The 24,933-nt window shown below is 36.7% G+C and carries 26 protein-coding genes; 7 read left to right on the top strand and 19 right to left on the bottom strand.

Annotated features, from left to right (window positions below):
- Positions 1 to 76 precede the first annotated feature (76 nt).
- The 5 genes from ctaF to cyoE all read right to left on the bottom strand — a co-directional run bounded on the left by ctaF (position 77) and on the right by cyoE (position 5,026).
- Entirely contained in the window at positions 77 to 406 is a 330-nt protein-coding gene (ctaF, locus tag ACFSCX_RS03790) for a cytochrome c oxidase subunit IVB (RefSeq protein WP_377926783.1), read from the bottom strand.
- A gap of 1 nt (position 407) precedes the next feature.
- Entirely contained in the window at positions 408 to 1,034 is a 627-nt protein-coding gene (locus ACFSCX_RS03785; protein ID WP_377926782.1) for a cytochrome (ubi)quinol oxidase subunit III, read from the bottom strand.
- On the bottom strand, positions 1,034 to 2,911 hold the full coding sequence (gene ctaD / locus ACFSCX_RS03780; protein ID WP_377927065.1) for a cytochrome c oxidase subunit I: 1,878 nt from the start codon (positions 2,909 to 2,911) through the stop codon (positions 1,034 to 1,036). Before ctaD ends, ACFSCX_RS03785 begins: the two co-directional genes overlap by 1 nt.
- Before the next feature lie 24 nt (positions 2,912 to 2,935).
- On the bottom strand, positions 2,936 to 3,982 hold the full coding sequence (coxB, locus tag ACFSCX_RS03775) for a cytochrome c oxidase subunit II (RefSeq protein ID WP_377926781.1): 1,047 nt from the start codon (positions 3,980 to 3,982) through the stop codon (positions 2,936 to 2,938).
- Positions 3,983 to 4,084: 102 nt separating this feature from the next.
- Entirely contained in the window at positions 4,085 to 5,026 is a 942-nt protein-coding gene (gene cyoE / locus ACFSCX_RS03770; RefSeq protein ID WP_377926780.1) for a heme o synthase, read from the bottom strand.
- A gap of 582 nt (positions 5,027 to 5,608) precedes the next feature.
- Between cyoE and ACFSCX_RS03765 the strand changes: the two genes are divergently transcribed.
- The gene (locus ACFSCX_RS03765) at positions 5,609 to 6,556 is read left to right on the top strand and encodes a COX15/CtaA family protein (RefSeq protein ID WP_377926779.1); all 948 of its coding nucleotides are present in this window, start codon (positions 5,609 to 5,611) and stop codon (positions 6,554 to 6,556) included.
- Positions 6,557 to 6,618: 62 nt separating this feature from the next.
- On the opposite strand, the gene pyc is transcribed toward ACFSCX_RS03765, so the two are convergent.
- From pyc to glsA, 4 genes are all read right to left on the bottom strand, one after another.
- Positions 6,619 to 10,059 carry a pyruvate carboxylase gene (gene pyc / locus ACFSCX_RS03760; protein ID WP_377926778.1) on the bottom strand — a complete coding sequence of 1,147 codons (3,441 nt, stop codon included), beginning with the start codon at positions 10,057 to 10,059 and terminating at the stop codon, positions 6,619 to 6,621.
- A gap of 83 nt (positions 10,060 to 10,142) precedes the next feature.
- Positions 10,143 to 11,300, bottom strand: a complete 1,158-nt coding sequence (locus tag ACFSCX_RS03755; RefSeq protein WP_377926777.1) for an FtsW/RodA/SpoVE family cell cycle protein — start codon at positions 11,298 to 11,300, stop codon at positions 10,143 to 10,145.
- 136 nt (positions 11,301 to 11,436) lie between these two features.
- Positions 11,437 to 11,718, bottom strand: a complete 282-nt coding sequence (locus tag ACFSCX_RS03750) for an Fpa/YlaN family protein (RefSeq protein WP_377926776.1) — start codon at positions 11,716 to 11,718, stop codon at positions 11,437 to 11,439.
- Positions 11,719 to 11,813: 95 nt separating this feature from the next.
- On the bottom strand, positions 11,814 to 12,746 hold the full coding sequence (gene glsA, locus ACFSCX_RS03745; RefSeq protein WP_377926775.1) for a glutaminase A: 933 nt from the start codon (positions 12,744 to 12,746) through the stop codon (positions 11,814 to 11,816).
- A gap of 110 nt (positions 12,747 to 12,856) precedes the next feature.
- Between glsA and ACFSCX_RS03740 the strand changes: the two genes are divergently transcribed.
- Entirely contained in the window at positions 12,857 to 13,357 is a 501-nt protein-coding gene (locus ACFSCX_RS03740; protein ID WP_377926774.1) for a peptidyl-prolyl cis-trans isomerase, read from the top strand.
- 81 nt (positions 13,358 to 13,438) lie between these two features.
- On the opposite strand, the gene ACFSCX_RS03735 is transcribed toward ACFSCX_RS03740, so the two are convergent.
- Positions 13,439 to 14,767, bottom strand: coding sequence for a PhoH family protein (locus ACFSCX_RS03735; protein WP_377926773.1), 1,329 nt, complete (start codon positions 14,765 to 14,767; stop codon positions 13,439 to 13,441).
- 255 nt (positions 14,768 to 15,022) lie between these two features.
- Between ACFSCX_RS03735 and ACFSCX_RS03730 the strand changes: the two genes are divergently transcribed.
- Positions 15,023 to 15,649: a YhcN/YlaJ family sporulation lipoprotein gene (locus tag ACFSCX_RS03730; protein ID WP_377926772.1), complete on the top strand. Its 627-nt coding sequence runs from the start codon at positions 15,023 to 15,025 to the stop codon at positions 15,647 to 15,649.
- Between the two features lie 30 nt (positions 15,650 to 15,679).
- Here the strand turns inward: ACFSCX_RS03730 and ACFSCX_RS03725 are convergent, their stop codons facing one another.
- Positions 15,680 to 16,135: a pyridoxamine 5'-phosphate oxidase family protein gene (locus ACFSCX_RS03725; RefSeq protein WP_377926771.1), complete on the bottom strand. Its 456-nt coding sequence runs from the start codon at positions 16,133 to 16,135 to the stop codon at positions 15,680 to 15,682.
- A gap of 137 nt (positions 16,136 to 16,272) precedes the next feature.
- On the opposite strand from ACFSCX_RS03725, the gene ACFSCX_RS03720 reads away from it, so the two are divergent.
- On the top strand, positions 16,273 to 16,473 hold the full coding sequence (locus ACFSCX_RS03720; protein WP_377926770.1) for a YlaI family protein: 201 nt from the start codon (positions 16,273 to 16,275) through the stop codon (positions 16,471 to 16,473).
- Between the two features lie 65 nt (positions 16,474 to 16,538).
- Here ACFSCX_RS03720 and ACFSCX_RS03715 read toward each other — a convergent pair whose 3' ends face one another.
- The 3 genes from ACFSCX_RS03715 to typA all read right to left on the bottom strand — a co-directional run bounded on the left by ACFSCX_RS03715 (position 16,539) and on the right by typA (position 19,076).
- Positions 16,539 to 16,847 carry a hypothetical protein gene (locus tag ACFSCX_RS03715; protein WP_377926769.1) on the bottom strand — a complete coding sequence of 103 codons (309 nt, stop codon included), beginning with the start codon at positions 16,845 to 16,847 and terminating at the stop codon, positions 16,539 to 16,541.
- Positions 16,844 to 17,158, bottom strand: a complete 315-nt coding sequence (locus ACFSCX_RS03710; RefSeq protein ID WP_377926768.1) for a YlaH-like family protein — start codon at positions 17,156 to 17,158, stop codon at positions 16,844 to 16,846. Before ACFSCX_RS03710 ends, ACFSCX_RS03715 begins: the two co-directional genes overlap by 4 nt.
- Positions 17,159 to 17,228: 70 nt before the next feature.
- Positions 17,229 to 19,076 carry a translational GTPase TypA gene (typA, locus tag ACFSCX_RS03705; protein WP_377926766.1) on the bottom strand — a complete coding sequence of 616 codons (1,848 nt, stop codon included), beginning with the start codon at positions 19,074 to 19,076 and terminating at the stop codon, positions 17,229 to 17,231.
- Between the two features lie 149 nt (positions 19,077 to 19,225).
- Here typA and ACFSCX_RS03700 point away from each other — a divergent pair, with 149 nt between their 5' ends.
- A complete protein-coding gene (locus tag ACFSCX_RS03700) occupies positions 19,226 to 19,405 on the top strand; it encodes a DUF5325 family protein (RefSeq protein ID WP_377926765.1) in 180 nt (59 codons plus the stop codon).
- Positions 19,406 to 19,414: 9 nt separating this feature from the next.
- Here the strand turns inward: ACFSCX_RS03700 and ACFSCX_RS03695 are convergent, their stop codons facing one another.
- From ACFSCX_RS03695 to ACFSCX_RS03685, 3 genes are all read right to left on the bottom strand, one after another.
- Entirely contained in the window at positions 19,415 to 19,885 is a 471-nt protein-coding gene (locus ACFSCX_RS03695) for a GNAT family N-acetyltransferase (protein ID WP_377926764.1), read from the bottom strand.
- Entirely contained in the window at positions 19,885 to 20,691 is an 807-nt protein-coding gene (locus tag ACFSCX_RS03690) for an inositol monophosphatase family protein (RefSeq protein WP_377926763.1), read from the bottom strand. Before ACFSCX_RS03690 ends, ACFSCX_RS03695 begins: the two co-directional genes overlap by 1 nt.
- A 140-nt stretch (positions 20,692 to 20,831) precedes the next feature.
- Entirely contained in the window at positions 20,832 to 21,020 is a 189-nt protein-coding gene (locus ACFSCX_RS03685; RefSeq protein ID WP_377926762.1) for a hypothetical protein, read from the bottom strand.
- A gap of 238 nt (positions 21,021 to 21,258) precedes the next feature.
- On the opposite strand from ACFSCX_RS03685, the gene ACFSCX_RS03680 reads away from it, so the two are divergent.
- Entirely contained in the window at positions 21,259 to 21,888 is a 630-nt protein-coding gene (locus ACFSCX_RS03680; RefSeq protein ID WP_377926761.1) for a YktB family protein, read from the top strand.
- 36 nt (positions 21,889 to 21,924) lie between these two features.
- On the opposite strand, the gene ACFSCX_RS03675 is transcribed toward ACFSCX_RS03680, so the two are convergent.
- Positions 21,925 to 22,194: a UPF0223 family protein gene (locus tag ACFSCX_RS03675; protein WP_377926760.1), complete on the bottom strand. Its 270-nt coding sequence runs from the start codon at positions 22,192 to 22,194 to the stop codon at positions 21,925 to 21,927.
- 12 nt (positions 22,195 to 22,206) lie between these two features.
- Positions 22,207 to 23,163, bottom strand: a complete 957-nt coding sequence (locus ACFSCX_RS03670; RefSeq protein WP_377926759.1) for an NAD(P)H-dependent flavin oxidoreductase — start codon at positions 23,161 to 23,163, stop codon at positions 22,207 to 22,209.
- A 292-nt stretch (positions 23,164 to 23,455) separates the two neighbouring features.
- Between ACFSCX_RS03670 and ACFSCX_RS03665 the strand changes: the two genes are divergently transcribed.
- Complete coding sequence (locus ACFSCX_RS03665; protein WP_377926758.1) at positions 23,456 to 24,925, top strand: aminotransferase class I/II-fold pyridoxal phosphate-dependent enzyme; 1,470 nt, start codon at positions 23,456 to 23,458, stop codon at positions 24,923 to 24,925.
- The last annotated feature ends 8 nt before the right edge of the window (positions 24,926 to 24,933 follow it).

Here is a 24,933-nt window from a genome sequence, read left to right as displayed (position 1 = left end):
TGTCCTCCCCGCGAGGATTTGTATATTGATTTTTCGATACTTAAACTAAAAAGGTGAGCTCTCCGCTCACCTTTTTTTACCACCAAACAATCGTCACAAATGCTAACACTGTAATAAGTGCAACAAGAAGACCTGAGTATAAAAATAATGCAGGACCTTCATGCCCTTTATGACTCATATGCATGAAATAATACAATTGGAAAATTACTTGAACAACAGCTAGTAATAATATGAATGGTACAGCAAACCATGCTGTAAACCCTTCATATCCTACTGCTAGAAATGCTGCAAGAGTTAAAGCAATCATTAAAGCAAACGTAATAACTTGGTGCTTCATATCCTCTTTATTCTTCTTGCGACGAAAAGCTAAATCTACATTTGGATTACCTGATTGTTTTGATGCCATATTAACTCACCATCCCCATCAAGTAGACTACTGTAAAGATAAATACCCATACAACGTCGATAAAGTGCCAGTATAAACTTGCAATATAAAACTTTGGTGCATTGTATAGGTCTAACCCTCTTTTAGCATTACGAACCATTAAAGTTATAATCCAAAGTAAACCGAATGCAACGTGACCACCATGGAACCCTACAAGCGTGTAAAAGGCAGAGCCAAATGCACTACTAGTAAAGGTGTGGTGAAACTCGTGTACATAATGATTAAACTCATAAATTTCTAGTGCAAGGAATCCTGCACCAAGTAACACGGTTATAAACATCCATAGTTGCATTTTACGAAAATCAAAGTTTTTCATATGGTACATTGCATATACGCTAGTTAATGAACTTGTTAACAGTAACATTGTTGCAAGGAATACAATTGGCATATCAAACAAATCTTGAGTTGTTGGTCCACCTGCTGTGGAATTTTTTAACGCAAGATATGTTGCAAATAACGATCCGAAAAGAACAGTTTCTCCGCCAAGGAAGAACCAGAAAGCTAAAAATTTATTCTTACCTTCAAGGGTTGCTTTTTGTGGTTCAGCAGGAAAGGTTTCAGCAGTTAATTTTTCTTCAATGTGTGCCATTATGCCTTAACCCCCTTGTCTTCATTTTCTAAATCTTCTTTATGGATGTGGAATCCATGATCATCGATAACAGAACGTAAGAACATTGATCCTAAAGTGATTAACATACCTACAATACCCACAATTAGTGATGGAACATTTGTAACATCTCCAGGGATGTTCGCGTACATAAATCCAAATGCTGCAATGAATAATCCAACAGACATTACAAATGGAAGAATTGATGCATTTGGCATATGGATGTCTCCAACTGGCTCAGCAGGCGTCATTTCATTACGCCCTTCCATTTTTTCTATCCATAAAGCATCAAGTCCACGAACTAAAGGTGTTTGCTTAAAGTTATATTCTGGTGGTGGTGAAGATATCGCCCACTCTAGTGTACGACCAGTACCCCAAGGGTCGTTTCCAACCTTTTTCCCTTTAGCTGTAGTGTAAATAACATTAATTAATAATACGATCGTACCGATTGCCATTCCAAATGCACCTATCGAGCTAATGAAGTTACCAAGCTCTAATCCTTGACCTGGTAGGAAAGTAAAGATACGACGAGGCATACCCATTAATCCTAAGAAATGTTGAATAAAGAATGTTAAGTGGAATCCAATTAAGAAAGTCCAAAATGTAATCTTACCCATTCCTTCATGTAACATCTTACCAAACATTTTAGGCCACCAGTAGTGTGCACCTGCAAATAGACCAAATACAACTCCACCAACAATTACATAGTGGAAGTGCGCAACTACAAAATAAGTATCATGGTATTGATAGTCTGCTGCCGCTGCTGCAAGCATTACACCTGTTACCCCACCCATTAAGAATGTTGGGATGAATGCAACTGAGTATAGCATCGGGACTGAAAAACGGATTTGACCGCCCCACATTGTTAGTAACCAGTTGAATATTTTAACACCTGTAGGTACAGCAATTGCCATTGTCGCAACCGCAAAAATTGCGTTTGCAATTGGTCCGAGTCCAGTTGTAAACATGTGGTGAGCCCACACCATGAAGCCAAGGAAACCAATTAAAACCGTGGCGAATACCATCGCTGAATATCCAAATAATCGCTTCTTAGAAAATGTTGCAATCACTTCAGAGAAAATACCAAATGCAGGTAATATTAATATATAAACTTCAGGGTGACCGAAAATCCAGAATAAATGTTCCCAAATGATTGTGTTTCCACCAAGGGCTTCATTAAAGAAATTGGAACCGAATAAACGATCAAACATCATTAAGAATAAACCTACTGTTAAAGCTGGAAAGGCAAATAAAATGAGTGCTGATGTTACAAAAGTAGACCATGTAAATAATGGCATACGCATGTAAGTCATTCCTGGTGCACGCATATTTACAATCGTAACAAGGAAGTTTATTCCCCCAATTAACGTACCTGCACCAGAAATCTGTAGACCTAATACATAAAAGTCTACACCATGACCCTCACTCTCCATTGCTAAAGAAGCATATGAAGTCCACCCAGCATCTGGGGCTCCTCCTAAAAACCAACTCATGTTTAGGAATACTCCTCCAAAGAAGAATAGCCAAAACCCAAGTGAGTTTAAGAAAGGAAACGCAACATCACGTGCTCCAATTTGCAGTGGAACAGCTGCGTTCATAAATGCAAATATTAATGGCATAGCTGCTAAGAAAATCATGGTTGTACCGTGCATTGTCAATATTTCATTATACAGACCGGCACTAACAAAATCATTATTCGGAACAGCTAGCTGAATACGAATAAATAATGCTTCTAATCCACCGACGACAAAAAAGAATCCACCGGCAATTAAGTATAGTATGGCGATTTTTTTATGGTCAACTGTCGTTAAGTAATCCCATATTGTCGCGCCAACAGTTTTCTTTGTTAAGCTCACGATTTTACCTCCCTTTCAGATGATGCTTTATTCCTTATCAACAGATAATTGGAATAAGTATTCAGTTAATGCATCGATATCTTGATCAGATAATTCACCATACGTACCAGACATTTTGTTACCTGGTTTTAAACTTTCTGGATCATTTAACCATGCTTTAAGGTTTTCTTCATTGTGGTCAAGAACCCCAGCAATACGAGTACGATCCGCAAAGTTTGATAAGTTTGGCGCTATGCGGCTACCTTCATTTCCTACTGCGTGACAACCAATACAGCTCTGCTGGAAGATTTCTTCACCCGTTTGAGCGATTTCTCCTTCTACTGTTGAATCGATGTTAGCCATAGAATCGATCCATTGATTAAATTCTTCTTTTGGTACTGCTCTTACTTTAAAATCCATTAATGCGTGTGATGGTCCACATAATTCAGTACATTTTCCATAATAGATTCCTTCTTGTCCTTCATATGCATGTAACCACATTTGATTAATATTATCAGTGTTTGTATCCATCTTACCACCAATAGTCGGTACCCAGAATGCGTGTTTCACATCCGCTCCCTTAAGGTTTAAATATACTCGTTCACCCGTTGGAATGACCAAATCCTGTGATGTAACAACCTTATAGTCTGGATATTCAAACTCCCACCAATATAAGTAAGCTGTTACATTCACAATAAGTGCATCCTCATCACGAGTTTCAGCCTTCATCGGTGTAACATCAGCTAGTTTGAATGTATAAGCTACTGTCGGTACTGCTAAGATGATTAATAATAAAATCGGTATAACAGTCCAGATAAGTTCCAGCTTATGGTTTCCTTCTACTTGCTCAGGGATACGATCTTCGTCTCCTTTACGGTGACGGAATTTGAAGATAACGTAAATAAAGATTAAAGTAACAACTAATACAACTAATACCATAATGATTGTACTGATCATCATGAGTGAATATTGCATTTCGGCTCCTTCACCTTTTGGCTCTAGTGTCGTTAAGAATGACTCACCACAGCCCGCTAAAAAAAGCGCCATCATTGCAAATAATGAAAATAAGCGCCACTTTAAGTGCCTTTGCTTCATAACGTAGTTAACCCCACTTTCCATAAAATAATCATTTTCTTAGTTGGTACGGGAAAAACCCATCCCTGTTTTATAATATATAACAAAAAAGGAATCCCTTCATTAAAACAATGTTGCTACAATCATCGCTACAAACAGAATAGTCAAATAGTTAAGAGAGTATACAAACATTGAGGTTGACCACTTAATTTCATCCGTAGATTTATATCCTTTAATTCCTAAAGCTAACCAACCAACATTAAGTAAGGTAGCTAAAATTAGAAAAACTGTTCCTAAAGAGTATAAATAGAATGGCAGTGGTAATAAGCAAGCTATCCAAATCATGATTTGGCGCTTCGTCATTTTAAAACCATGTACTACCGGTAGCATCGGTATTCCAGCAGCTCTATATTCTTCACATCTTTTCATAGCAAGTGCTAAAAAATGTGGTGGCTGCCAAATGAACATAATCATAAATAAAACCCAAGCCACCATATGGAGGTTAGGATCAACTGCTGCCCATCCAATTAATGGTGGTACAGCTCCAGATATACTTCCAATGACAGTATTAATCGTGTACTGTCTCTTTGACCACATTGTATATAACACTACATAAGTAAAGACCCCAACTAACCCAATGACAGCTGCCATTAAGGTTGTCGCTAGTAAGAACCCTGTACCTATAATAGTCAATAAAATACCAATCATTAATACTCGTTTGGCATTAAATCTACCTGTTACAGTCGGTCTTAATTTTGTTCGCTCCATAAGATGGTCTATGTCACGATCAATATAATTATTTAAACTACAGGAACCCGCAATTACAAATGAAGTTCCGAGTAAAGTAAACAGAGCAATGTCCCAATTCTGTAAGAAGCTTTGTCCAGTAAAGTGGAATGCAAGCCATAAACCAGTAAAAGCTGTAATTAAATTCGAATTAATAATCCCAACTTTAATTAGAGCTAAAAAGTCTTGCCAGACAGTTGTTTCATATGCATTACTCTGAGGACCTTCATGCTCGCTTGTAGGCACAGATGCTTCATCAATTGTCCTCGAATTTGCCATTACTACTCCTCCTTTTTGAGTAAAACAGGCAGTTATACTGAAATAAGATTTTTTCCTTCTGTTAATTAAACCATAAAAAGTTACATATTTGTGAAGGATGTGTGGTTGAATTTTGTCATTTTTGTGAAAAAGCACATAGCCTTAATTTACCACGAATTCTATTAAAAAAATAGCTACAGTTTAAATATTATACCAAATAATTAAATAATGCATGTTACACTTATTGGTATAAACAATTCTTTGATTTAGTATGTAACAAAATATTTAGTAGAAACCAAATAACCTCCTTTATATTTCTAGCAAACTCCTACTCATTATTCAACCTTTTTTCGTATTTTTTTACGGCTGAGGCTGTCGAACGGAGCGTTATCGCATGACTGGTTGAGGCTTTTAGTTCACAGAAATATACCTATTTTCAATGAGTGTTTTTATTATCCCCCCAACAAACATCACACAATTGTCACTTTATTCCCTTTGATATTTCGACATGTTTTTTATATGATATCTAATGTATGTATTTTACTGGGTTTATTATTTATTTCATCATCATTGTAATTATTATAAGAATGTAGGTGGATGATTTTGTACAAAGCTCTTAAAGGGTTTGCTATTCTTACAACCATTGGTATGCTTTTTGTATTAATAGGAGGTGCACTTGTTACGAAGACAGAATCGGGTGCAGGTTGTGGTGATAGTTGGCCGCTATGTCACGGTGAACTTATTCCAAGCAATATCACGTTTGAACTCGTAATAGAGCTAAGTCATAGATTAGTCTCAGGATCTGTTGGAATCCTTGTATTAATCCTATCAATATGGACGTGGAGAAAAATTGGTCATATACGAGAAACAAAATTTCTATCAATCCTGTCCTTTTCATTTCTCATGCTTCAAGCTCTAATAGGAGCAGCGGCTGTTATGTGGGGACAATCATCTTTTGTACTTGCTCTACATTTTGGTATTTCATTAATTTCCTTTTCATCTGTTTTACTATTAACTCTATTAATTTTTGAAGCAGATAAAAAACAGGTTGAAAAGACTCTTCCCCTTGATAAACGAATGAGCTTTCATATTATTGGAATTATTGTTTATAGTTATGTAGTGGTTTATACAGGTGCTCTTGTTCGCCACAAAAATGCTAGCCTTGCTTGTCCCGATTGGCCGCTATGTAGTAAGTCAAACCAATTAGGCTTCCCTACTCAAATGCACGAGTGGATTCAGATGGGCCATCGTTTCCTTGCCGGTGTACTTTTTGTTTGGATTTTATATGCAACATACTTAGCATTCAAATACTATAGAAACCATCGTGTCGTACAAAAGAGTTGGATGATCGCTGCTATATTGGTCACCATGCAAGTCATAACTGGAGCACTTGTTGTATTGACAAAACTACAATTCATTATCATCCCGTTGCTTCATGCTCTCTTTATTTCCTGCCTATTTGGTGTACTCAGCTACTTAGTATTACTCGTTACTCGAAATGGTCAAAACAACGAGTATAAGAACAAGATTGATAAAACAGCACAGTTATAAACAGTGTATGTAAGCACCAAAAAAACGAGGGTTATCTACCCTCGTTTTTTTTGGTAATTTGATTAGCGATCTAGCTCCATTAACAAATCACCTGTTTGAACTGCATCGCTATCACCTACATGAATCTCTTTCACTTGTCCGCTATAGGGAGATTGAATGGTAGTTTCCATTTTCATGGCTTCTGTTATCATCAAAATATCACCCTTCTCAACCTTCTCACCCTTCTTGACAAGTACTTTAATTACTGTGCCTGGCATAGTAGCAGCTATATGCTGATCATTCATTCGGTCTGCTTTCAATCTTGTTACCACGGCAGATTTGATACTCTCGTCTTTCACGACAACCTCTCTCGGTTGACCGTTCAGTTCAAAATACACAACTCTCGTTCCATCTGATTGTGGCTGGCTAATAGATACTAACTTTACGATCAGGGTTTTTCCTTGTTCAATCACAACTTCAATTTCTTCCCCTAGTCTCATGCCATAAAAGAAGGTAGGTGTGTCTAGTACCGATACATCCCCAAACTCATCTACAATGGATTGGTATTCCATAAACACTTTCGGATATAGAGCATAAGAGATAAGATCAAAACTGGTCACTTGTCGTTTTAAGGAATGGAATAAAGATTCCTTTAGCGCATGAAATTGCACAGGCTTTAATAATTCACCAGGTCTTACCGAAATTGGCTCTCTACCTTTTAGAATAATTCGCTGTAATTCTCTAGGAAACCCTCCGTGGACCTGACCTAAGTATCCTTCGAAGAGTTCTACCACAGAATCTGGAAAACTTAAAGATTCTCCCTTTTCATAAATATCATCTTCATTTAAGTTGTTTTGCACCATGTATAATGCCATGTCACCCACAACCTTAGAAGAAGGTGTAACCTTGACGATATCTCCAAACATATCATTTACTCTTCTATACATTTCCTTAACTTCTTCAAATCGTTCTCCTAGCCCTACACCTTTTGCTTGCTGCATTAAGTTACTATACTGACCGCCTGGCATCTCGTGCCTGTAAACCTCGGTATTAGGGGAGTTCATACCACTTTCAAAGTCTGTATAATATTTTCTTACATCTTCCCAATAATGGGATAGCTTCTCAAGAGATTGGATATTGGTACTCGGTATTCGTTCTGATCCTTCTAGAGCATAATATAACGTATTTGCACTCGGTTGAGATGTTAGCCCAGACATAGAGCTTAGAGCTACATCTACAATATCAACGCCTGCTTCTATCGCTCTTGCATAAGTATAGATACCGTTTCCGCTTGTATCATGTGTATGAAGATGCACAGGGATATTGATTGATTCTTTAAGTGCAGAGATTAACGTGTAGGCAGATTGAGGCTTTAATAAACCTGCCATATCTTTTATTGCTAGGATATGTGCTCCAGCAGCTTCAAGCTCCTTTGCCATATTCAAATAGTAAGTTAGATCATATTTTTTCCTTAAAGGATCACTAATATCTCCTGTATAACAAATGGCTGCCTCAGCTACTTTACCCGTATTTCGAACAGCATCAATGGTGACAGTCATACCCTTAACCCAATTCAAACTATCGAAGATTCTAAACACATCTATTCCTGCATGTGCTGACTTTTCTACAAACTCCTGAATTAAGTTATCAGGATAATTTTTATAGCCGACTGCGTTGGAGGCACGCAATAACATCTGAAACAAAACATTAGGTATCCTTTCCCTTAGGGCAATCAATCGCTCCCATGGGTCTTCTTTCAAGAACCGATACGCTACATCAAATGTTGCACCGCCCCACATCTCAAGTGAAAATAAATCAGGTAATAATGCTGCCGTTGGTTCAGCAACGTTAAGAAGATCTTTCGTCCGAATTCGAGTAGCAAGTAAGGACTGATGTGCATCTCTAAAGGTTGTATCGGTCAATAACACTTGGGACTGTGCTTGTATCCATTTTTGTAATCCTTCTGCTCCATTAGTATCTAGAATTTGCTTCGTACCATTTTGGAATGATTGACCTGTTTTTATGTCTGGAATTCTCGCCTTTGAATAGATTGGTTTCTTCTTCTTTTCGATTCCAGGAAATCCATTTACCGTAACATTTCCTATATAAGACAGCATTTTTGTTCCCCTATCCTTCTTCTTAGGGAACACAAATAATTCTGGCGAAGTATCAATGAAGGATGTATTATATTCACCTGACATAAAGTTACTATGCTTCATAACATTTTCTAAAAAGGCTATGTTTGTTTTTATACCACGAATACGAAATTCCTTTAAATTCCGAATCATCTTAGCAGCAGCCTGTTCAAACGTTAAGGCCCAAGTCGATACCTTCACAAGTAACGAGTCATAATGTGGTGTAATAACCGCGCCCTGGAATCCATTTCCAGCATCTAACCTTACTCCAAACCCTCCACCAGATCGATAGACCATAATTTTCCCCGTATCAGGCATAAAATTATTTAATGGATCCTCCGTGGTTACACGGGATTGAATGGCATAACCATGAGTCACAATATTCTCTTGCTTCGGTATTCCAACTTTTTTACTATGCAAGGTATGGCCTTCTGCTAGTAAGATTTGAGATTGTACGATATCGACACCGGTAATCATTTCTGTTATTGTATGTTCAACTTGTACTCTGGGATTTACTTCAATAAAATAAAACTCATTATCTTTTACAAGAAATTCTACTGTACCTGCATTTAAGTAATGAACATTATTCATTAATTGGACCGCTGCGTCACATATGCGATCACGTAAATCTTTAGTTAAGGATACACTAGGAGCGACTTCTACTACTTTTTGATGTCGGCGTTGAACAGAACAATCTCTTTCAAACAAATGAATAATATTTCCTTCATGATCTCCTAATATTTGTACTTCGATATGCTTAGGATTTTCAACGAACTTTTCAACATATACCTCACTATTTCCAAATGCTGCTTTTGCCTCAGACTTTGCGCGTTCAAATGAATCCTTAACAGCTGATTCACTTCTTACAATTCTCATTCCTCTTCCGCCACCACCAAGGGTAGCTTTTATCATAATCGGGTACCCGTATGTAGTCCCAAAATCAAGTACCTCATCCACACTCTTCACTGGCCCGCCGCTTCCGGGAATCACAGGAATATTTGCTTTTTCTGCCTGATGCCTAGCTTTAACTTTGTCACCAAACATATCAAGATGAATAGATTTTGGACCGATGAAGGTTATACCTTCTTCTTCACATCTTTTTGCAAACTCAATATTTTCCGAAAGAAACCCGTATCCAGGATGAATTGCATCTACATCATTCAATTTAGCAATGCTTATGATTCCTTCAATATCTAAATAGGCATCAATAGGCTTCTTATCTTCTCCAACAAGATAAGCTTCGTCTGCTTTGTATCGATGATAAGATCCTGTATCTTCTTTTGAATAAATAGCAACTGTTCGAATATTTAATTCCGTACATGCGCGAAAAATACGAATTGCAATTTCTCCTCTATTAGCCACTAGTACTTTTTGTATTTTCTTCGTCATTTTAGAGCCTCCTTGAAATAAATATCAGAAAATAGAGAAAATTAAAGTGGTGCTAAAAAAGAGCTCTGTTAAAACAGAGCCAATTAAGCGGCAATTCCTTGATTTTTAAGTTTATCTTTCTGGTAGTTTACAAACATTGAGATGTTTACTAAAATCCCAACAGATGCCATCAGAGCTAATAATGAAGATCCCCCATAGCTAACAAACGGTAATGGTACACCGGTAATCGGTAATAATCCTGTTAGAGCACCTAGATTTACACATGCTTGGATGCCGATCATCGATGCTATTCCAATTGCCAATAAGCTACCAAATGGATCATGACATTTACGGGCTAGTAAAAACCCTTTTATAACAATAAAACTAAGTAAAAGAATAACAAATCCCACACCTAAAATACCTAATTCTTCTGAAATAACAGCCATAATAAAATCAGTGTGCGATTCTGGTAAGAAACCGTATTTTTGATTACTATTTCCTAATCCTACTCCAGTCACCCCACCCGAACCTATAGCTATATACGAATTGATAAGTTGATGCCCGTCACCTAATGGATCAGAAAAGGGGTTATAAGCCGCTCCAAATCTTGATAATTGTTCGTCAGATAAAGCACCTGCATTTATTGCTAATGGAATAATTGCAGCAAGTGCCCCTCCACCAAGAAGCAAGAGTTTTCCGATATTCATAATATTCATACCAGATGAGAACGTAATAACAACTGCAATCATTGCAATTAGTACAGCTGTTCCTAAATCTGGTTGAAAGAACACTTGTGCGAATATGATTAAGATGAAAACAAGTGGTGGTAAAACGGCTGTACCAAAATCATTTATGTAGGTTTGCTTTTTTGAATAGATAGCTGCTAAATAAATAATTACTGATATTTTCACAAATTCACCTGGCTGTAAATTATATAGACCAAGAGAAATCCAGCTCTGAGCATTTCCTGCTGTTTTTCCAATTACATATACTAGCCCAAGTAAAATAATACTTCCAAATGCAATTAATTTAAATAGCCTAAAGTATAATCGGTATGGCAGAACCATCGTAACAAAGAAGGCTACAGTAGCTAAAATCAATGACATCCTTTGTTTTGCAAAAAAGAAATCCGCATCTACTTCGAATCTTGATACCGCTACAACCATACTTGAACTATAAACCATAATTAGACCAAACAAGCTAAGTAAAAAAACTGCAACTACTATAGAATAATCGTATAACTGAAACATCCTTTTCAGCATGGCAAATCTTCCTTATAAATTAAAATAGTCCTATAGTATTTATATTACTATAGATTAACTCATTTTTGGTAAAAACCTTAAAAAGAGAACAAAATAGATAAAATAAAAACTCAAACAAGATAGTTTGAGTTTGAGATTATTTATTCGTAAAAGCATCATGTAGCAGTGATAATTCTTTTTCTAACGTATCCATCAAATCTTTTCCAACTTGGTCTTGAATCAGCCCAAGTCGAACCGCAAAATCAATTTCTCTAGATAGCCCGAACATTTGTGTATCTAATACTTCCTCATACAATGGACATTGGGGCATTGTTAAATTGTCCATTTGAACTTTAATTAATTTTAGTATTTTATCTGCATCAGCTTTTAATAGCTCATATGCTTTTTCGTGATGATTGACAGCAATCTCAGACGTCAATTGAATCCCTCCCGTTCCACGAGCGATTGCATACTTGTCTTTAAATCTTATCGTGATATACAAAAAAATGCAAGAAAAAACGTGGGGTAATATACTTAAAACATACTAAAATTATGCTTCTTTGATAGTATTTCTAACAACTTTAATCCAGCGACACTATTTCCTTTTTCATCTAAAGAAGGACTATATACTCCGATACCAGCTTCATTAGGGACAATACCTAGAATTCCACCAGATACCCCGCTTTTCGCTGGTATCCCTACTCTAATCGCAAATTCTCCTGAAGCATTATACATTCCACATGTCACCATAAATGTTTTACAAATTTTCGCTATCTCTATTGGAATGAATCTCTCACCTGTGATTGGACAAGTTCCATTATTAGCCATCACCGCGCCTATTTGTGCTAAATCAAAACAAGTAGTTTCAATTGAACATTGCTTTGTATAAAGCTCCATTAACTCCTCAACATTAGCATCTAATACATTGTGCTGCTTCATATAATAACATAGGGCCCTGTTTAAACTTCCGGTGTTATATTCTGATATAGCCACTTCCTCTGAATAAGAGATGTCGTTATTTCCCGACAGTTTTCTTACAAAAGACATTATCCTTTCCAATTTTTCTTGAACAGTACCTCCCTTAATCATACTTGTTACGACAAGTGCACCTGCATTAATCATCGGGTTAAGTGGCTTTGAAGGAGAAAGCATTTCTAATTTTATTATCGAATTGAAGGGATCTCCAGTCGGTTCCATACCGACCTTGTTGAATACATATTCCTCATCATGATCTACTAATGCTAGTGCAAGTGTAATAACCTTTGATATACTTTGCAATGTAAATCGTACACTAATATCGCCAGCTGATTGGCATTTCGAAGAGTGAATATTAAAAACGGAAATGGATAAATCACTTGGATTCGCTCTTCCGAGTGCAGGGATATAGTTGGCGACTTTTCCTTGTTTTGTATATGGTTTAACTAATGTAACCAATTCCATTAATTCAGTTGAACTTTGACAAAGCATCCGGACACCTCACTATATAAGCCATTTTTATATAGTAGTATCCCCTTGTATGACAAATCCATCAAATCGGTTTATACTTTAATCAAGGATGAAAAGATTGGAGAATGTTTATGAACTCAATTATTCTATTGAAGGGTGCAGTAAAATACCCTATCACATTAGATCCAGGTGTTTGGATTTTTGATGATCGAAAAGTAGATTTTACAACTTATTTTACTTCTGAAAGAAAAGAGATAGATGAGCTGACTGCTTATACAAAATCTGTTTCTGAACATTGGGATAGGGAAATTAGAGAAGGAGCCTCTTTCCCCCCCATACAATCAAGTGTGAAAAAATTTGAGAAACAAAAGATTTTAGAAGGTACTTTTGCAATGCCTCTCAAATATTTTATTCAAAATGCAGAACCAAATGATTCAGCAAAAGAATTAGTAATTGTCACAAAGGATTCTTCTCATCGTACGATTTCACTCTCAGAAGCATTAGATGGGATCTTGTTGTTTTCTAAGGAAGGAAAGCCTCTTATTGAGGACGGCCCAGTTTATTTTTATTACGGCAATGGTAAAAATATAGAAAATCCAATAAAAGACATTCAAGAATTTATCATTCAATAGTCAATCTAAAGCATGAATGTCCATCAAATCAATTGCTTATTACCCCAAAAAAGGTTGTACATGGTACAACCTTTTTTTCTTTTATAACAGGTCCGCTGCTAATTGTGCTAATCCAGACCGTTCACCTTTTACAAAACGAACATGTCCACTGACATTCTGGTCCTTGAAACTTTCAACTACGTAAGTTAATCCATTATTATACTCATCAAGGTACGGATGATCGATTTGTTCAGGATCACCCATTAGTACAATCTTACTCCTCTCTCCTACTCTTGTTAATATTGTTTTGACTTCATGTTTCGTTAGGTTTTGTGCTTCATCAATAATAATGAATTGTTCAGGAATACTGCGTCCTCTAATATAGGTTAGTGCCTCTACTTCAATGGACCCCATTCCAGCTAATATGGCATCTAATTCCCCTGGTTTTTTTGTATTAAATAAATATTCGAGATTATCAAATATTGGCTGCATCCATGGCCGTAGTTTTTCTTCTTTTTCTCCTGGCAAAAACCCTAAATCTTTGCCTACAGGTACAATAGGTCGTGCAACTAAAAGCTTCTTATATAACCCAAGATCTTCAGTTTGAAATAAACCAGCAGCAAGTGCTAGCAATGTCTTACCTGTCCCAGCCTTACCCAATAATGTAACGAGCGGTATATCTTCTCTTAATAGTAGTTCCATCCCCATTATCTGTTGAACATTCCTTGCTTTTATGCCCCAAATCGGTTCTTGACCATATACTAATTTTTTCACTTTTTTTCTTTGCGGGTCAACCATCCCAATAGCCGATCCAGAACCCCCTAATGCATCTTTCATGATGACAAATTGGTAAGGGTAGAATGGATGATTTGCTAAATCTGAAGTCAATATTTCCCCTCTTTCATAAAAGCGATCCATCACATCTGATTGTATATATACCTCTAGAAAACCATTATATATATGGTCATATTCAACAACACGATCACTTAGAAAATCTTCAGATTGCAACCCTAACGCATCAGCCTTTACCCGAACTAATACGTCCTTGCTGACTAAAATAACGGATCTCCCATTTTCCTTCGTTTGTTCTTCTAAGGATAGGTTTTTAGCAACTGCTAGAATCCGATTATCATTTGTTTTTTCAACAAAAATTTCTTGTAACTGATGAAATGATCGATGGTTAAGTTCAATTCTAAATGTTCCACCATTCTCAAGAGGAATTTTTTCGTGAAGTCTTCCTGTTTCTCTCAGCTTATCAATCATCTTTGAAACTTGTCTTGCATTCCTTCCGATTTCATCCATATTTCTTTTTTTAGAGTCTACCTCTTCTAGAACCACTGCCGGGATTACTACTTCATTATCTTCAAAAGAGAAGATCGATAATGGATCTTGCAAAAGCACGTTTGTGTCTAGTACATAGATTTTGCTCAAATCTCCGCCTCCTGACTCCGCTTTTCTTTATATATAACGTTTTTTGGGACTACGATATTCCCCCATAAAAACACGTTATAATCTGAAGTTTCGGTATCTTTCTAACCGATTCTTGAAGGAGTGAAAACTTTGTCCATCAATAGATGAGACAGACCGTTGCTTTAATATATGTGTTAATGAATAAAGATAGAAGAATTATTAAACAATAATAACAAATACAAATCTCTGTAGGACTTATGAAGAGGAGTGATATGAATGAAAAGAAATAGAAGCTGGCTATTATTTGTCATACTATGCTTTGTCGTTGGATGTAACAATAATGAAGCTACTAATAATGAGGGCAATGACAATTTGGTACAAGTTAAAAACCAAGCACCAACTACTACTGAACAAAGATCTGCTAGAGAAGTTGCTGAACATTTAGTTGACCTTGCAACTAGCGTGGAAAATGTAAATGATGCAACCGCACTTGTCGTTGGTAAGGTCGCCGTTGTTGGAATTGATGTCAATTCAGAAATAGACCGTTCTCGAGTTGGTACAATAAAGTACACAGTTGCCGAGAGCTTAAAGCATGATCCCTTAGGCGCAAATGCAATCGTCATTGCTGATCCCGATGCTAATGTACGATTACGAGAGATGGGAAGAGAAATTCAACAAGGAAGACCCATTGCAGGAATCATGGATGAGCTATCAGCTATTGTAGGACGATTAATGCCAGAGTTACCTGCAGATATCTTTCAAGATTCAACTAAAAGACCAACAGATGTAAACGATAAACAGCTATCTGAGAATCAAGATCAGCAACTTGATAAAGAGCAAGATGATCAATCAAAAGGGAAAATGAATAATCGTAGCAATCCAAAAGTACCAACTAATCAATAAATTATAAAAAGCTTAGTAATGAAAGCATTACTAAGCTTTTCTAATAGCCTCCATTACCTGTCTGTCAAGTTTAGCAGCGGCCTCTTTATCATACGTCTTTTCAAACTTAGGATCGACAGATATTTTAGAACCATAAAACATGACATCACGGACTTCATTAATATTCACTTCAACAAGGGTTAACTTTAAAGGTACTTCATTTAATTTTTCTATCTTGATGCTTGCATTACCAGAAATGGCGTAAGCAGATTCAATTGCAAGGAGATTTAGGACTACTAAAGGATTATTCTCGATATTTTTCACTGTTCTTGATCTAGAGTCAATTGCAAATAAAACATGCTTTGGATCAGGAGCAAAAACCCAAGAAACAGAGGTAATATTTGGTCCTCCTGTCTCATAGTCCACGGTCGAAATTGTTAGAAAACGTTCTTTTTGGAGAACTTCAAATAAACCTTTTGGCAATAAATTTTCAACTTGGTTTACCATTACTTTATCCTCCTGTGTATTTACTATTTGTAAGTATATTCTTGTTTATTGCTCAAAATCCTTCTAATATACAACATTGATTCATATTCCATGCTATACTGATTGAAGAACAATTTCAATTATTTTGAGGTGAAAGAATGAGAGTTAAATGTGCATTATGCGATATAATCGAGACTATTGACGATGAGACTTTAATAGCAAAACGTTTACGCAACAGACCTATTCATACATATATGTGTAAGTCCTGCTATATTCGTATTGAAGAACGCACAAACGAACGTCTTACTTCAGGTAACTTTAGATTATATAAAGAAAAAAAACTGAAGGAAGATTGGTAAGTACTATATAAGGGGATATGGAGTTAACCTTGCATTAACCTAAAAATATATCAATAAAGAGGGACCTAATTGTTAGGTCCCTCTTCTTCTTCAGGATAATTCACATATTTCTCTGGTTCTGCTTCCATTTGCTCTATCATTACATCAATTAATTCAATTGGAAATCTAGACTGCTTTACGGTTTGATCTATTTCATATGTAACAAAGTACATCGTATCATCTTTTTTTATATTGATGTTAGATAAACCATGTTCTTCTGTTAGAATCTCATAAAACAATTGTGTTGTCTCTTTTGCTGACACATCTTCTTTCCTTGCATCAGCAACTACTTTAATGGTTAGCCAATTGTATAAAGCATCCTGCAACGATCTCATGAATTGGCTTCCTCATTCTTGGATTGATGCAAACGAACTTTATAAATGATAAGGATTAATGAAGCAACAACTAGCCCTTCAGCAACTGGAAGAAAGATTCCCAAAAAAGTTAAGACTGTGCAGCCAACACCAAGAAATAGATAAATGATCACTGATTTTAGTAGCGGTAGTTTTTTTGCAAATCCCAGTTTATAGACGATTACTGAGAGAAGAAAAATAGTAATAAATAGTAGCCACATTCCTAATTTAGGGTTTTTATCAACCATAAATAAAGATGCAAAGAATGATAAACGTTCACTAACTTCTACCATTATTAATAGCCCCCCCTTTTCGGTTAAATAGACAAATAGGGCCAACATTTTGTCGACCCCAGCTGTCCTATTATTGTTCCATTTCAGCATACTTTTTCTTTTTAGCCATTCTTTCACGTTCGTTTTTATCAAGAATCTTTTTACGTAAACGAATAGACTGAGGTGTAGCTTCACAGTACTCATCATCATTTAAATATTCTAACGATTCTTCAAGGGTCATAATTTTAGGTTTTTTCATCGTTGTCGTTTGATCTTTATTAGCCGAACGCATATTCGTCATTTGTTTTGCCTTAATAACGTTTACAGTTAAGTCATTATCACGACTATTTTCTCCAACAATCATTCCTTCATAAACTTCAGTTCCTGGCTCGATAAAAATCGTTCCGCGGTCTTCAAGAGCAAGGATACTATATTGTGTTGCCTTTCCTGTCTCTAATGAAACCAGTACTCCATTTCTTCTGCCACCAATTTGACCATGATACATTGGTTGATAGGAATCAAAAGTATGATTTAAAATTCCATAACCTCTTGTTAATGTCATAAATTCTGTTCTATACCCGATTAACCCGCGTGCCGGTACATTAAACACCATACGTGTTTGACCATTACCATTACTTGACATGTCAACAAGTTCACCTTTACGAGTTCCTAATGACTCCATAATAGACCCTGTATATTCTTCAGGTACATCAATTTGCACTCGCTCAATTGGCTCACACTTTGTTCCATCAATTTCTTTAACAATTACTTCTGGCTTTGAGACTTGAAGCTCGTATCCTTCACGTCTCATGTTTTCAATTAGGATGGATAAATGTAATTCTCCTCTACCTGAGACAATCCATACATCTGGCGAATCTGTATTCTCAACACGTAAACTAACATCTGTCTCTAATTGGGCCATTAATCGCTCTTCTATTTTACGTGCAGTTACCCATTTTCCTTCTCTTCCAGCAAACGGACTGTTATTGACAAGGAATGTCATTTGTAATGTTGGTTCATCAATACGAAGAACAGGAAGAGCTTCTTGCTTATCTGTTGGACATACTGTTTCTCCAACATTGATATCTTCCATTCCCGAAACAGCTACTAGATCTCCAGCTTTCGCCTCTTGTATTTCAATACGTTTAAGACCAATAAATCCAAACATTTTAGTAACACGGAATTTTTTCACCGTACCATCAAGCTTCATAAGAGAAACTTCTTGGCCTACCTTCATCGTTCCACGGAAAATACGTCCAATACCGATACGACCAACATAGTCATTGTAATCAAGTAATGTAACTTGGAATTGTAAGGCCTCATCACTATTATCAACAGGCGCCGGGATATGTTCTAAAATGGAATCAAATAAACAAGACATGTTTTCTTCTTGATTCGCTGGATCTGGATCTAAGCTTGCTGTACCACTAATAGCTGAAGCGTATACTACAGGAAATTCTAATTGATCTTCCTCTGCACCAAGTTCTATAAATAAATCAATGACTTCATCGACAACCTCAAGCGGTCTAGCTGAAGGCTTATCAATTTTATTCACGACAACAATTGGCGTTAACTTTTGTTCTAATGCTTTTTTCAATACGAAACGTGTTTGAGGCATTGTTCCTTCGTAAGCGTCCACTACTAACAGAACCCCGTCTACCATTCGCATGATACGTTCTACTTCACCACCAAAGTCAGCATGGCCAGGAGTATCCATAATATTTATTCTTTTCCCTTTATATTCAATTGCTGTATTTTTCGCTAAAATGGTAATACCACGTTCTTTTTCCAGAGCGTTTGAATCCATAGCACGCTCTTCAACATGTTCATTTGAGCGGAATGTTCCAGATTGATGTAATAGCTTGTCAACCAATGTCGTTTTTCCATGGTCAACGTGAGCAATAATAGCAATATTTCGTAAATCGTTACGTAAATTCACGATCTCATCTCCTACTTCTATATAAGGTAATTAGTAAAAACTGTTCTTTTACAACCTTGCTATTATAACACAACAAATAGATCGTCGTGAAGGAATTCATTTTCATTTCCATTAAACTTTTGTAAACTAAGAAAAGGGGGTTTGACATTATGCAAAGACAAAATGTAATTTTTTTAATTCTCGCCATTACGACTGCTATTTTTATGATGTTAATCGGTGTGGCTATCGGCGAGGGAAGTATACTTGGTATTATAGGATCCATAATAGGTGTTATCCTTATCATGGGGATCGGCTTTGCTTATAAAGGTAAGCTACGTAAAAAAGAGTAAGGTCTACCCTTACTCTTTACTTTCTAATGGACAAACAAACAGTAGATATATTTTATTATCCTCATTTTTTTCAATTTTATATTGTTCAAATCCGCAAATAGTTAAAAAATTTATCCAGGAGCTGTTCTCGATCGGTACAGCAGCATACGCTATTTTATGACCGTCTTGTTTTAGCATTGCTAGAAGTTTAGCGATTATACTACTACCCATGCCATGTCTTCGTTTATCCTTTCTCACGATGATTGTACCTATCCACGGCCGATTATTAGAAGGTGCACTTTCAACTAAAAAAGAGATACCAACCAAACTGTTATTTTCCTTCCAAACTAACCACTGTCCTTGCAAGTACTTGTACTGATTAAAAATTCCATAAACATCAAGGCTCTCTCCTTCTTCTTTCAACCACTCTGGACTATCCTTTATGAGTCTACGAATGAAGGGTACATCCCCATCTTGAATGGGACGAAAGGTTAAATCCATTAAATAAATCCTTCTATATAGTTTTTCATAACTTCCTTATGTAAGTTACCATTGGATGCGAAGACAGAACTTTCATTTAGTAGGCCGACAGGTTGTCCTTTAATGTTCGTAACAACCCCACCTACTTCTGCAATAAGGATCATCCCTGCTGCAAAATCCCAAGGTGCAAGCCTCATCGTGATGTAAGCATCTAATCTTCCTGCTGCTACATAAGCCATCTCTAATGCAGCTGAACCGTATGACCTTGTTCCTCTTACCTGTTTAACGAGTGGAGTTAACACGGAGGAGTCGATTCTCTTGTTCTCTAGAACCCATGTAGCATTTATTCCAATTACCGCCTCATCTACTGAAACATCAGATAAAGCAGGAAGTGCTGTATCATTAAAAAAAGCACCTTGCCCCTTTTTCGCATGATACAGTTCGTCATTTACCACATCATAGATTAATCCTATTTGCCCTACTCCATCTTCATATATACCAATTGAGATGGCAAAGTTGCGTTGTTGATGAACAAAATTCATGGTTCCATCAATAGGGTCAATGATCCAAACAACTCCATCAAGAGCCTTTACTTCATCACCAAAACCCTCTTCTCCTAAAATTTGATGATTTGGGAATGTTTCGGTTATTTTTGATATTAAAAACTGTTCCGTCTCATGGTCCATATTTGTCACTAAGTCATCTTTATTCGATTTTGTTTTTATTAGTAGCTTCTTATTAAATGAATCCCGAATTCTAGATCCAGCCTCTTTAATCCAAGATTTTGCATATGTATCAATCATTGACCAATCTGATTTCCCAATCATTTATGCTCTCTCCTTTGTCTTGACTGCTATCATTAGATTAATGGAATGAAGCTGTTAAAATCAAGTTTTCCGGATTTTAATTCGATTATGCGCAAAAAAATCGAACCCCTTTAACAAGGTCCGGTTTTCTTTATTTTGTTTTAAGCTTCTAACTTCATGAGTTCTGAACGAAGTTTTTCCAATTTCCGCTTGCATTCACGAATTGCTTGATCGTCTTTACTCATTAACGCTTCATAAAGGGTTGCTAATTCATAATCTACTTCCAAACGTAAAACTGGAATACGTTTTTCTACATCCGTCCTTTTATTTGTGTTTACCAATTGTTTCATGAACAATGCACCCCTTTCCATTTTGATGACCTTTCAATAACTTATTTCTTAGCCACTTGACAATTTACCCAAATTTTCAGATATTTTATTTTAATATATATTATGAAGGGGTCTTGTGCTATGCAACAAAAATGTGCGTTTACCCACAATTATTGTCAAAAAAACAGATTTTTTTTGATATAGAACCGCCTATGCTATTATAAGTAAAGCCTGTATTTTTTGAGAAGGGAAGGGTTTCATGAGTGTTAAAGGTTTTACTTCATTAGATTTTGAAACATTTAAGATTGAAGGTTTAGATGAGAGAATGACAGCAATTGCCGAGCGTATTCGTCCAAAGTTTCAAGAGATTGGGGACATATTAGCTACAGATTTATCTGTTTTAACTGGAAAAGAGATGTTTCTACATATAGCAAAACACGCTAGGAGAACAGTGAACCCACCTAAGGATACGTGGTTAGCTATTTGTGATAATAAACGAGGATATAAACAGCACCCTCATTTTCAACTAGGATTATTTGATGATCACTTGTTCATTTGGCTAGCCTTTATCTATGAATTACCAAATAAACAAGCAATTGCAAGTAACTTTCTCCATCATCAAAATCAAGTTTCCAAACTTATACCGAAAGATTATGTCATATCACTTGACCATACTAAAAAAGACGCAACGACTATCAACACATTAGGCAAACACGGTTTAGCCGATTCTTTGCAGCGTTTTCATGATGTAAAAAAGGCAGAGCTTCTTGTAGGACGTCATCTTTCCCCTCATCACGACATTGTCCAGAATGGAGAAGCACTTATTCAATTTGCTAGGGAAACATACGAAAAGCTGTTACCACTATATAAGCTTTCATATCAAGAATAGAATAAAAACCCGCTTCAAAAACTGATGCGGGTTTTTTTACATTTTAATTACTCGGACATTCTCCAGCTCTCTCGCTTTTTTGATTGTAAGATATGGTGAATACTTACTATCTTCTTCAAACTCATTACACAGTTTTTTTTCTTCAGACTTGCTTGGAACGATTTGTTTAAATTTCTTATAGGATAGCAAAAGCTCCTCCCGATCAATTCCTTTTTCATATGCTTTTTCAATACTAGAAAAAAATTGAACAACATCTACAATTTCCTCTGTTGACCAATCAACTGATATTGGATATTGATATGACATATATTATCCTCCTTAGCACCAAGAACGCCTAATTTCCTCAGCCTCTCGGATCATTCTTGTGATTAGCTCTTGAACCGTTGGGATATCCTTGATTCTTCCCATTACTTGTCCAGCCCATGCAAAGCCTTCTTCTCGTTGTCCCTCATATATGTATCGTTTATTTGCTTCACCACTAATATAGTCCTTTAGTGAATCATAATTCCCATGTTTGGCCTCTATTTCTAAGATTTTATCTGTCCATTTATTAGTGATAGCTCTTGCGGGAGCGCCTAGGCTTCGCTTTATAACCGTTGTGTCATTTTCAGTACCTTCCACTAATCGTTGTTTATAAACATCACTTGCATGAATACATTCCTTTGTCGCTATGAACCTAGTACCCATCTCGATGCCCTCTGCCCCAAGACTTAGGGCTGCCATCAAGCCTCTCCCATCTCCTATTCCTCCCGAAGCAATGACTGGTATCTTTACAGCGTCTACAACTTGAGGAACGAGGACCATTGTTCCAATATCTAATTTACCTAAATGTCCACCCCCCTCTTGTCCCACAACCATTACAGCATCCGCACCAAGTTCCTCTGCCTTTTCAGCTTGTCTCCTTGCAGCAACTAGAACTAATTTTTTCGTATCCACTCCCTCAAGAAGTTTAAATACTGGCGCAGGATTCCCTCCTGTCATTGAAATAACGGGAACCTTTTCATCTATTGCAACTTGGAGCATGTGCTCAAAGGGTCTACCATGCTGTCCAATTGCATAATTGACGCCAAAAGGCTTATTCGTTTTTAACCGAACTTTTCTTATCTCTTCCCGAAGCGCCTCGGGGCTATCTAATGACATCGCTGTAATTTGTCCTAGTCCACCTGCATTTGAAACAGCTGCAGCCAAGTCTGCATATGCTAAATATGCTAAGCCGCCCTGTATAATTGGATATTCAATATTTAATAAGTTTGAAACCTTCGTATCCCATTTCATGTATTGCATCACTCCTTATTTATTAATGCTTCTCTATTGAGATGAAAAATTCCTTCCTGTTCTCAGCTAAAGGCAAATCTAGTCGCATGAAAAAACTGTGTTTGACCCCATAGTCCATCGGTCTTTCTCAAGCCAAGTTTTCTATTAATACGTTTATAAGAACCAACTTAGGAGAAGGTATATAGTGACAGTAGTATTCTCTGAATTATTCCATCTTTTTCTATGCAAACAGATGGTTTAGTGCTATAATCACTTTTGTTTATTTTTAGAATGAAGTAAAGAGGTGTATGTATTGAACCAAAAGGAAACTCCGCTATTTACAGGTTTAGTAAAACATGTAACGAAAAATCCAATCCAATTTCATATTCCTGGTCATAAAAAAGGGACTGGAATTGATCCTGAATTTCGTGATTTTATTGGATTAAATGCTTTATCTATAGATCAAATCAACATTGGGCCCCTTGATGATTTACACCATCCGAAGGGTATGATCAAAGAAGCACAGGATTTGGCTGCAAAAGCGTTTGGTGCTGATTATACATTTTTCTCTGTCCAAGGAACAAGTGGTGCAATTATGACGATGGTGATGGCTGTTTGTGGTCCAGGGGAGAAAATTATCGTTCCAAGAAATGTGCATAAGTCTGTAATGTCAGCCATTATCTTTTCAGGAGCTACTCCTATCTTTATCCACCCTGTGTTGGATAATAATTTAGGGATCTCACATGGGATTACACCTGAAGCTGTCGAGAAAGCATTAGAGCAACATCCTGATGCGAAAGGTGTATTAGTCATCAACCCTACTTATTTTGGAGTGGCAGCCGATTTACGTAAAATTGTTGAGGTTGCCCATTCCTACGATGTTCCTGTTTTAGTTGACGAGGCACATGGTGTTCACATCCATTTTCACGATGAATTACCATTGTCAGCTATGCAGGCTGGGGCTGATATGGCTGCAACTAGTGTTCATAAACTAGGCGGTTCCATGACACAAAGCTCCATACTCAATATAAAAACAGGACTCGTGTCACCTAAACGGGTCCAGTCGATTATAAGTATGCTAACAACTACCTCTACCTCTTATCTTCTATTGGCATCGCTAGATGTTGCTAGAAGACGTTTAGCAACAGAAGGAAAGGATTTAATTGAACGAGCCTTGAGACTGGCTGACAAAACTCGTGAGGCGATTAATGAAATTGACTTTTTATATTGTGTAGGCAAAGAGATACTCGGAACTAAAGCAACATATGACTACGACCCAACGAAAATAACCATCATGGTTAGAGAATTAGGTCTAACAGGATTTGATGTAGAAAAATGGCTTCGGGAAAAGCATAATATCGAAGTAGAAATGTCTGATTTATATAACATACTTTGTATTATCACGCCTGGGGACACGGAGAAGGAAACAGAGCTATTAGTAACTGCTTTGAAGGAGCTTTCTGAAACATTTAGACACCAAGCAAAAAACGAAATGGTAAATGTCCACGTCCCAGATATCCCTGTATTAGCTGTAACACCGAGAGATGCATTCTATTCCGAAACAGAAGTCATCCCATTCGAGCAATCTGCTGGTAGAATCATCGCAGAGTTTATTATGGTCTATCCACCAGGAATACCGATTTTTATTCCAGGAGAAATTATTACAGCCGAAAATTTAAACTATATAACCGAAAATATCGACGCTGGTTTACCAGTTCAAGGTCCTGAGGACTTTGATTTAAAACACTTAAGAGTCATTAAAGAGCATAGAGCTATTAGATAACGCCATAA

Source organism: Bacillus salitolerans, assembly GCF_042680805.1.
Lineage (GTDB): Bacteria > Bacillota > Bacilli > Bacillales > SA4 > Bacillus_CJ > Bacillus_CJ salitolerans.
This window is presented reverse-complemented; position numbering and strand designations above follow the sequence as displayed.

Excerpts from the sequence above, each read along its gene's own strand:
- ACFSCX_RS03730 (WP_377926772.1), top strand. The coding sequence starts at position 15,023 with ATGAAAAGAAATAGAAGCTGGCTATTATTTGTCATACTATGCTTTGTC.
- glsA (WP_377926775.1), bottom strand. The coding sequence starts at position 12,746 with ATGCTTTGTCAAAGTTCAACTGAATTAATGGAATTGGTTACATTAGTT.
- ACFSCX_RS03710 (WP_377926768.1), bottom strand. The coding sequence starts at position 17,158 with ATGGTAGAAGTTAGTGAACGTTTATCATTCTTTGCATCTTTATTTATG.
- ACFSCX_RS03690 (WP_377926763.1), bottom strand. The coding sequence starts at position 20,691 with ATGATTGGGAAATCAGATTGGTCAATGATTGATACATATGCAAAATCT.
- ACFSCX_RS03715 (WP_377926769.1), bottom strand. The coding sequence starts at position 16,847 with ATGAGATCGTTGCAGGATGCTTTATACAATTGGCTAACCATTAAAGTA.
- ctaF (WP_377926783.1), bottom strand. The coding sequence starts at position 406 with ATGGCATCAAAACAATCAGGTAATCCAAATGTAGATTTAGCTTTTCGT.
- ACFSCX_RS03755 (WP_377926777.1), bottom strand. The coding sequence starts at position 11,300 with ATGCTGAAAAGGATGTTTCAGTTATACGATTATTCTATAGTAGTTGCA.
- ACFSCX_RS03725 (WP_377926771.1), bottom strand. The coding sequence starts at position 16,135 with ATGGTAAACCAAGTTGAAAATTTATTGCCAAAAGGTTTATTTGAAGTT.
- pyc (WP_377926778.1), bottom strand. The coding sequence starts at position 10,059 with ATGACGAAGAAAATACAAAAAGTACTAGTGGCTAATAGAGGAGAAATT.
- ACFSCX_RS03685 (WP_377926762.1), bottom strand. The coding sequence starts at position 21,020 with ATGAAACAATTGGTAAACACAAATAAAAGGACGGATGTAGAAAAACGT.
- ACFSCX_RS03785 (WP_377926782.1), bottom strand. The coding sequence starts at position 1,034 with ATGGCACACATTGAAGAAAAATTAACTGCTGAAACCTTTCCTGCTGAA.
- ACFSCX_RS03675 (WP_377926760.1), bottom strand. The coding sequence starts at position 22,194 with ATGTCATATCAATATCCAATATCAGTTGATTGGTCAACAGAGGAAATT.
- ACFSCX_RS03670 (WP_377926759.1), bottom strand. The coding sequence starts at position 23,163 with ATGAAATGGGATACGAAGGTTTCAAACTTATTAAATATTGAATATCCA.
- ACFSCX_RS03680 (WP_377926761.1), top strand. The coding sequence starts at position 21,259 with ATGAGTGTTAAAGGTTTTACTTCATTAGATTTTGAAACATTTAAGATT.
- ACFSCX_RS03720 (WP_377926770.1), top strand. The coding sequence starts at position 16,273 with ATGAGAGTTAAATGTGCATTATGCGATATAATCGAGACTATTGACGAT.
- coxB (WP_377926781.1), bottom strand. The coding sequence starts at position 3,982 with ATGAAGCAAAGGCACTTAAAGTGGCGCTTATTTTCATTATTTGCAATG.
- ACFSCX_RS03740 (WP_377926774.1), top strand. The coding sequence starts at position 12,857 with ATGAACTCAATTATTCTATTGAAGGGTGCAGTAAAATACCCTATCACA.
- cyoE (WP_377926780.1), bottom strand. The coding sequence starts at position 5,026 with ATGGCAAATTCGAGGACAATTGATGAAGCATCTGTGCCTACAAGCGAG.
- ACFSCX_RS03700 (WP_377926765.1), top strand. The coding sequence starts at position 19,226 with ATGCAAAGACAAAATGTAATTTTTTTAATTCTCGCCATTACGACTGCT.
- ACFSCX_RS03695 (WP_377926764.1), bottom strand. The coding sequence starts at position 19,885 with ATGGATTTAACCTTTCGTCCCATTCAAGATGGGGATGTACCCTTCATT.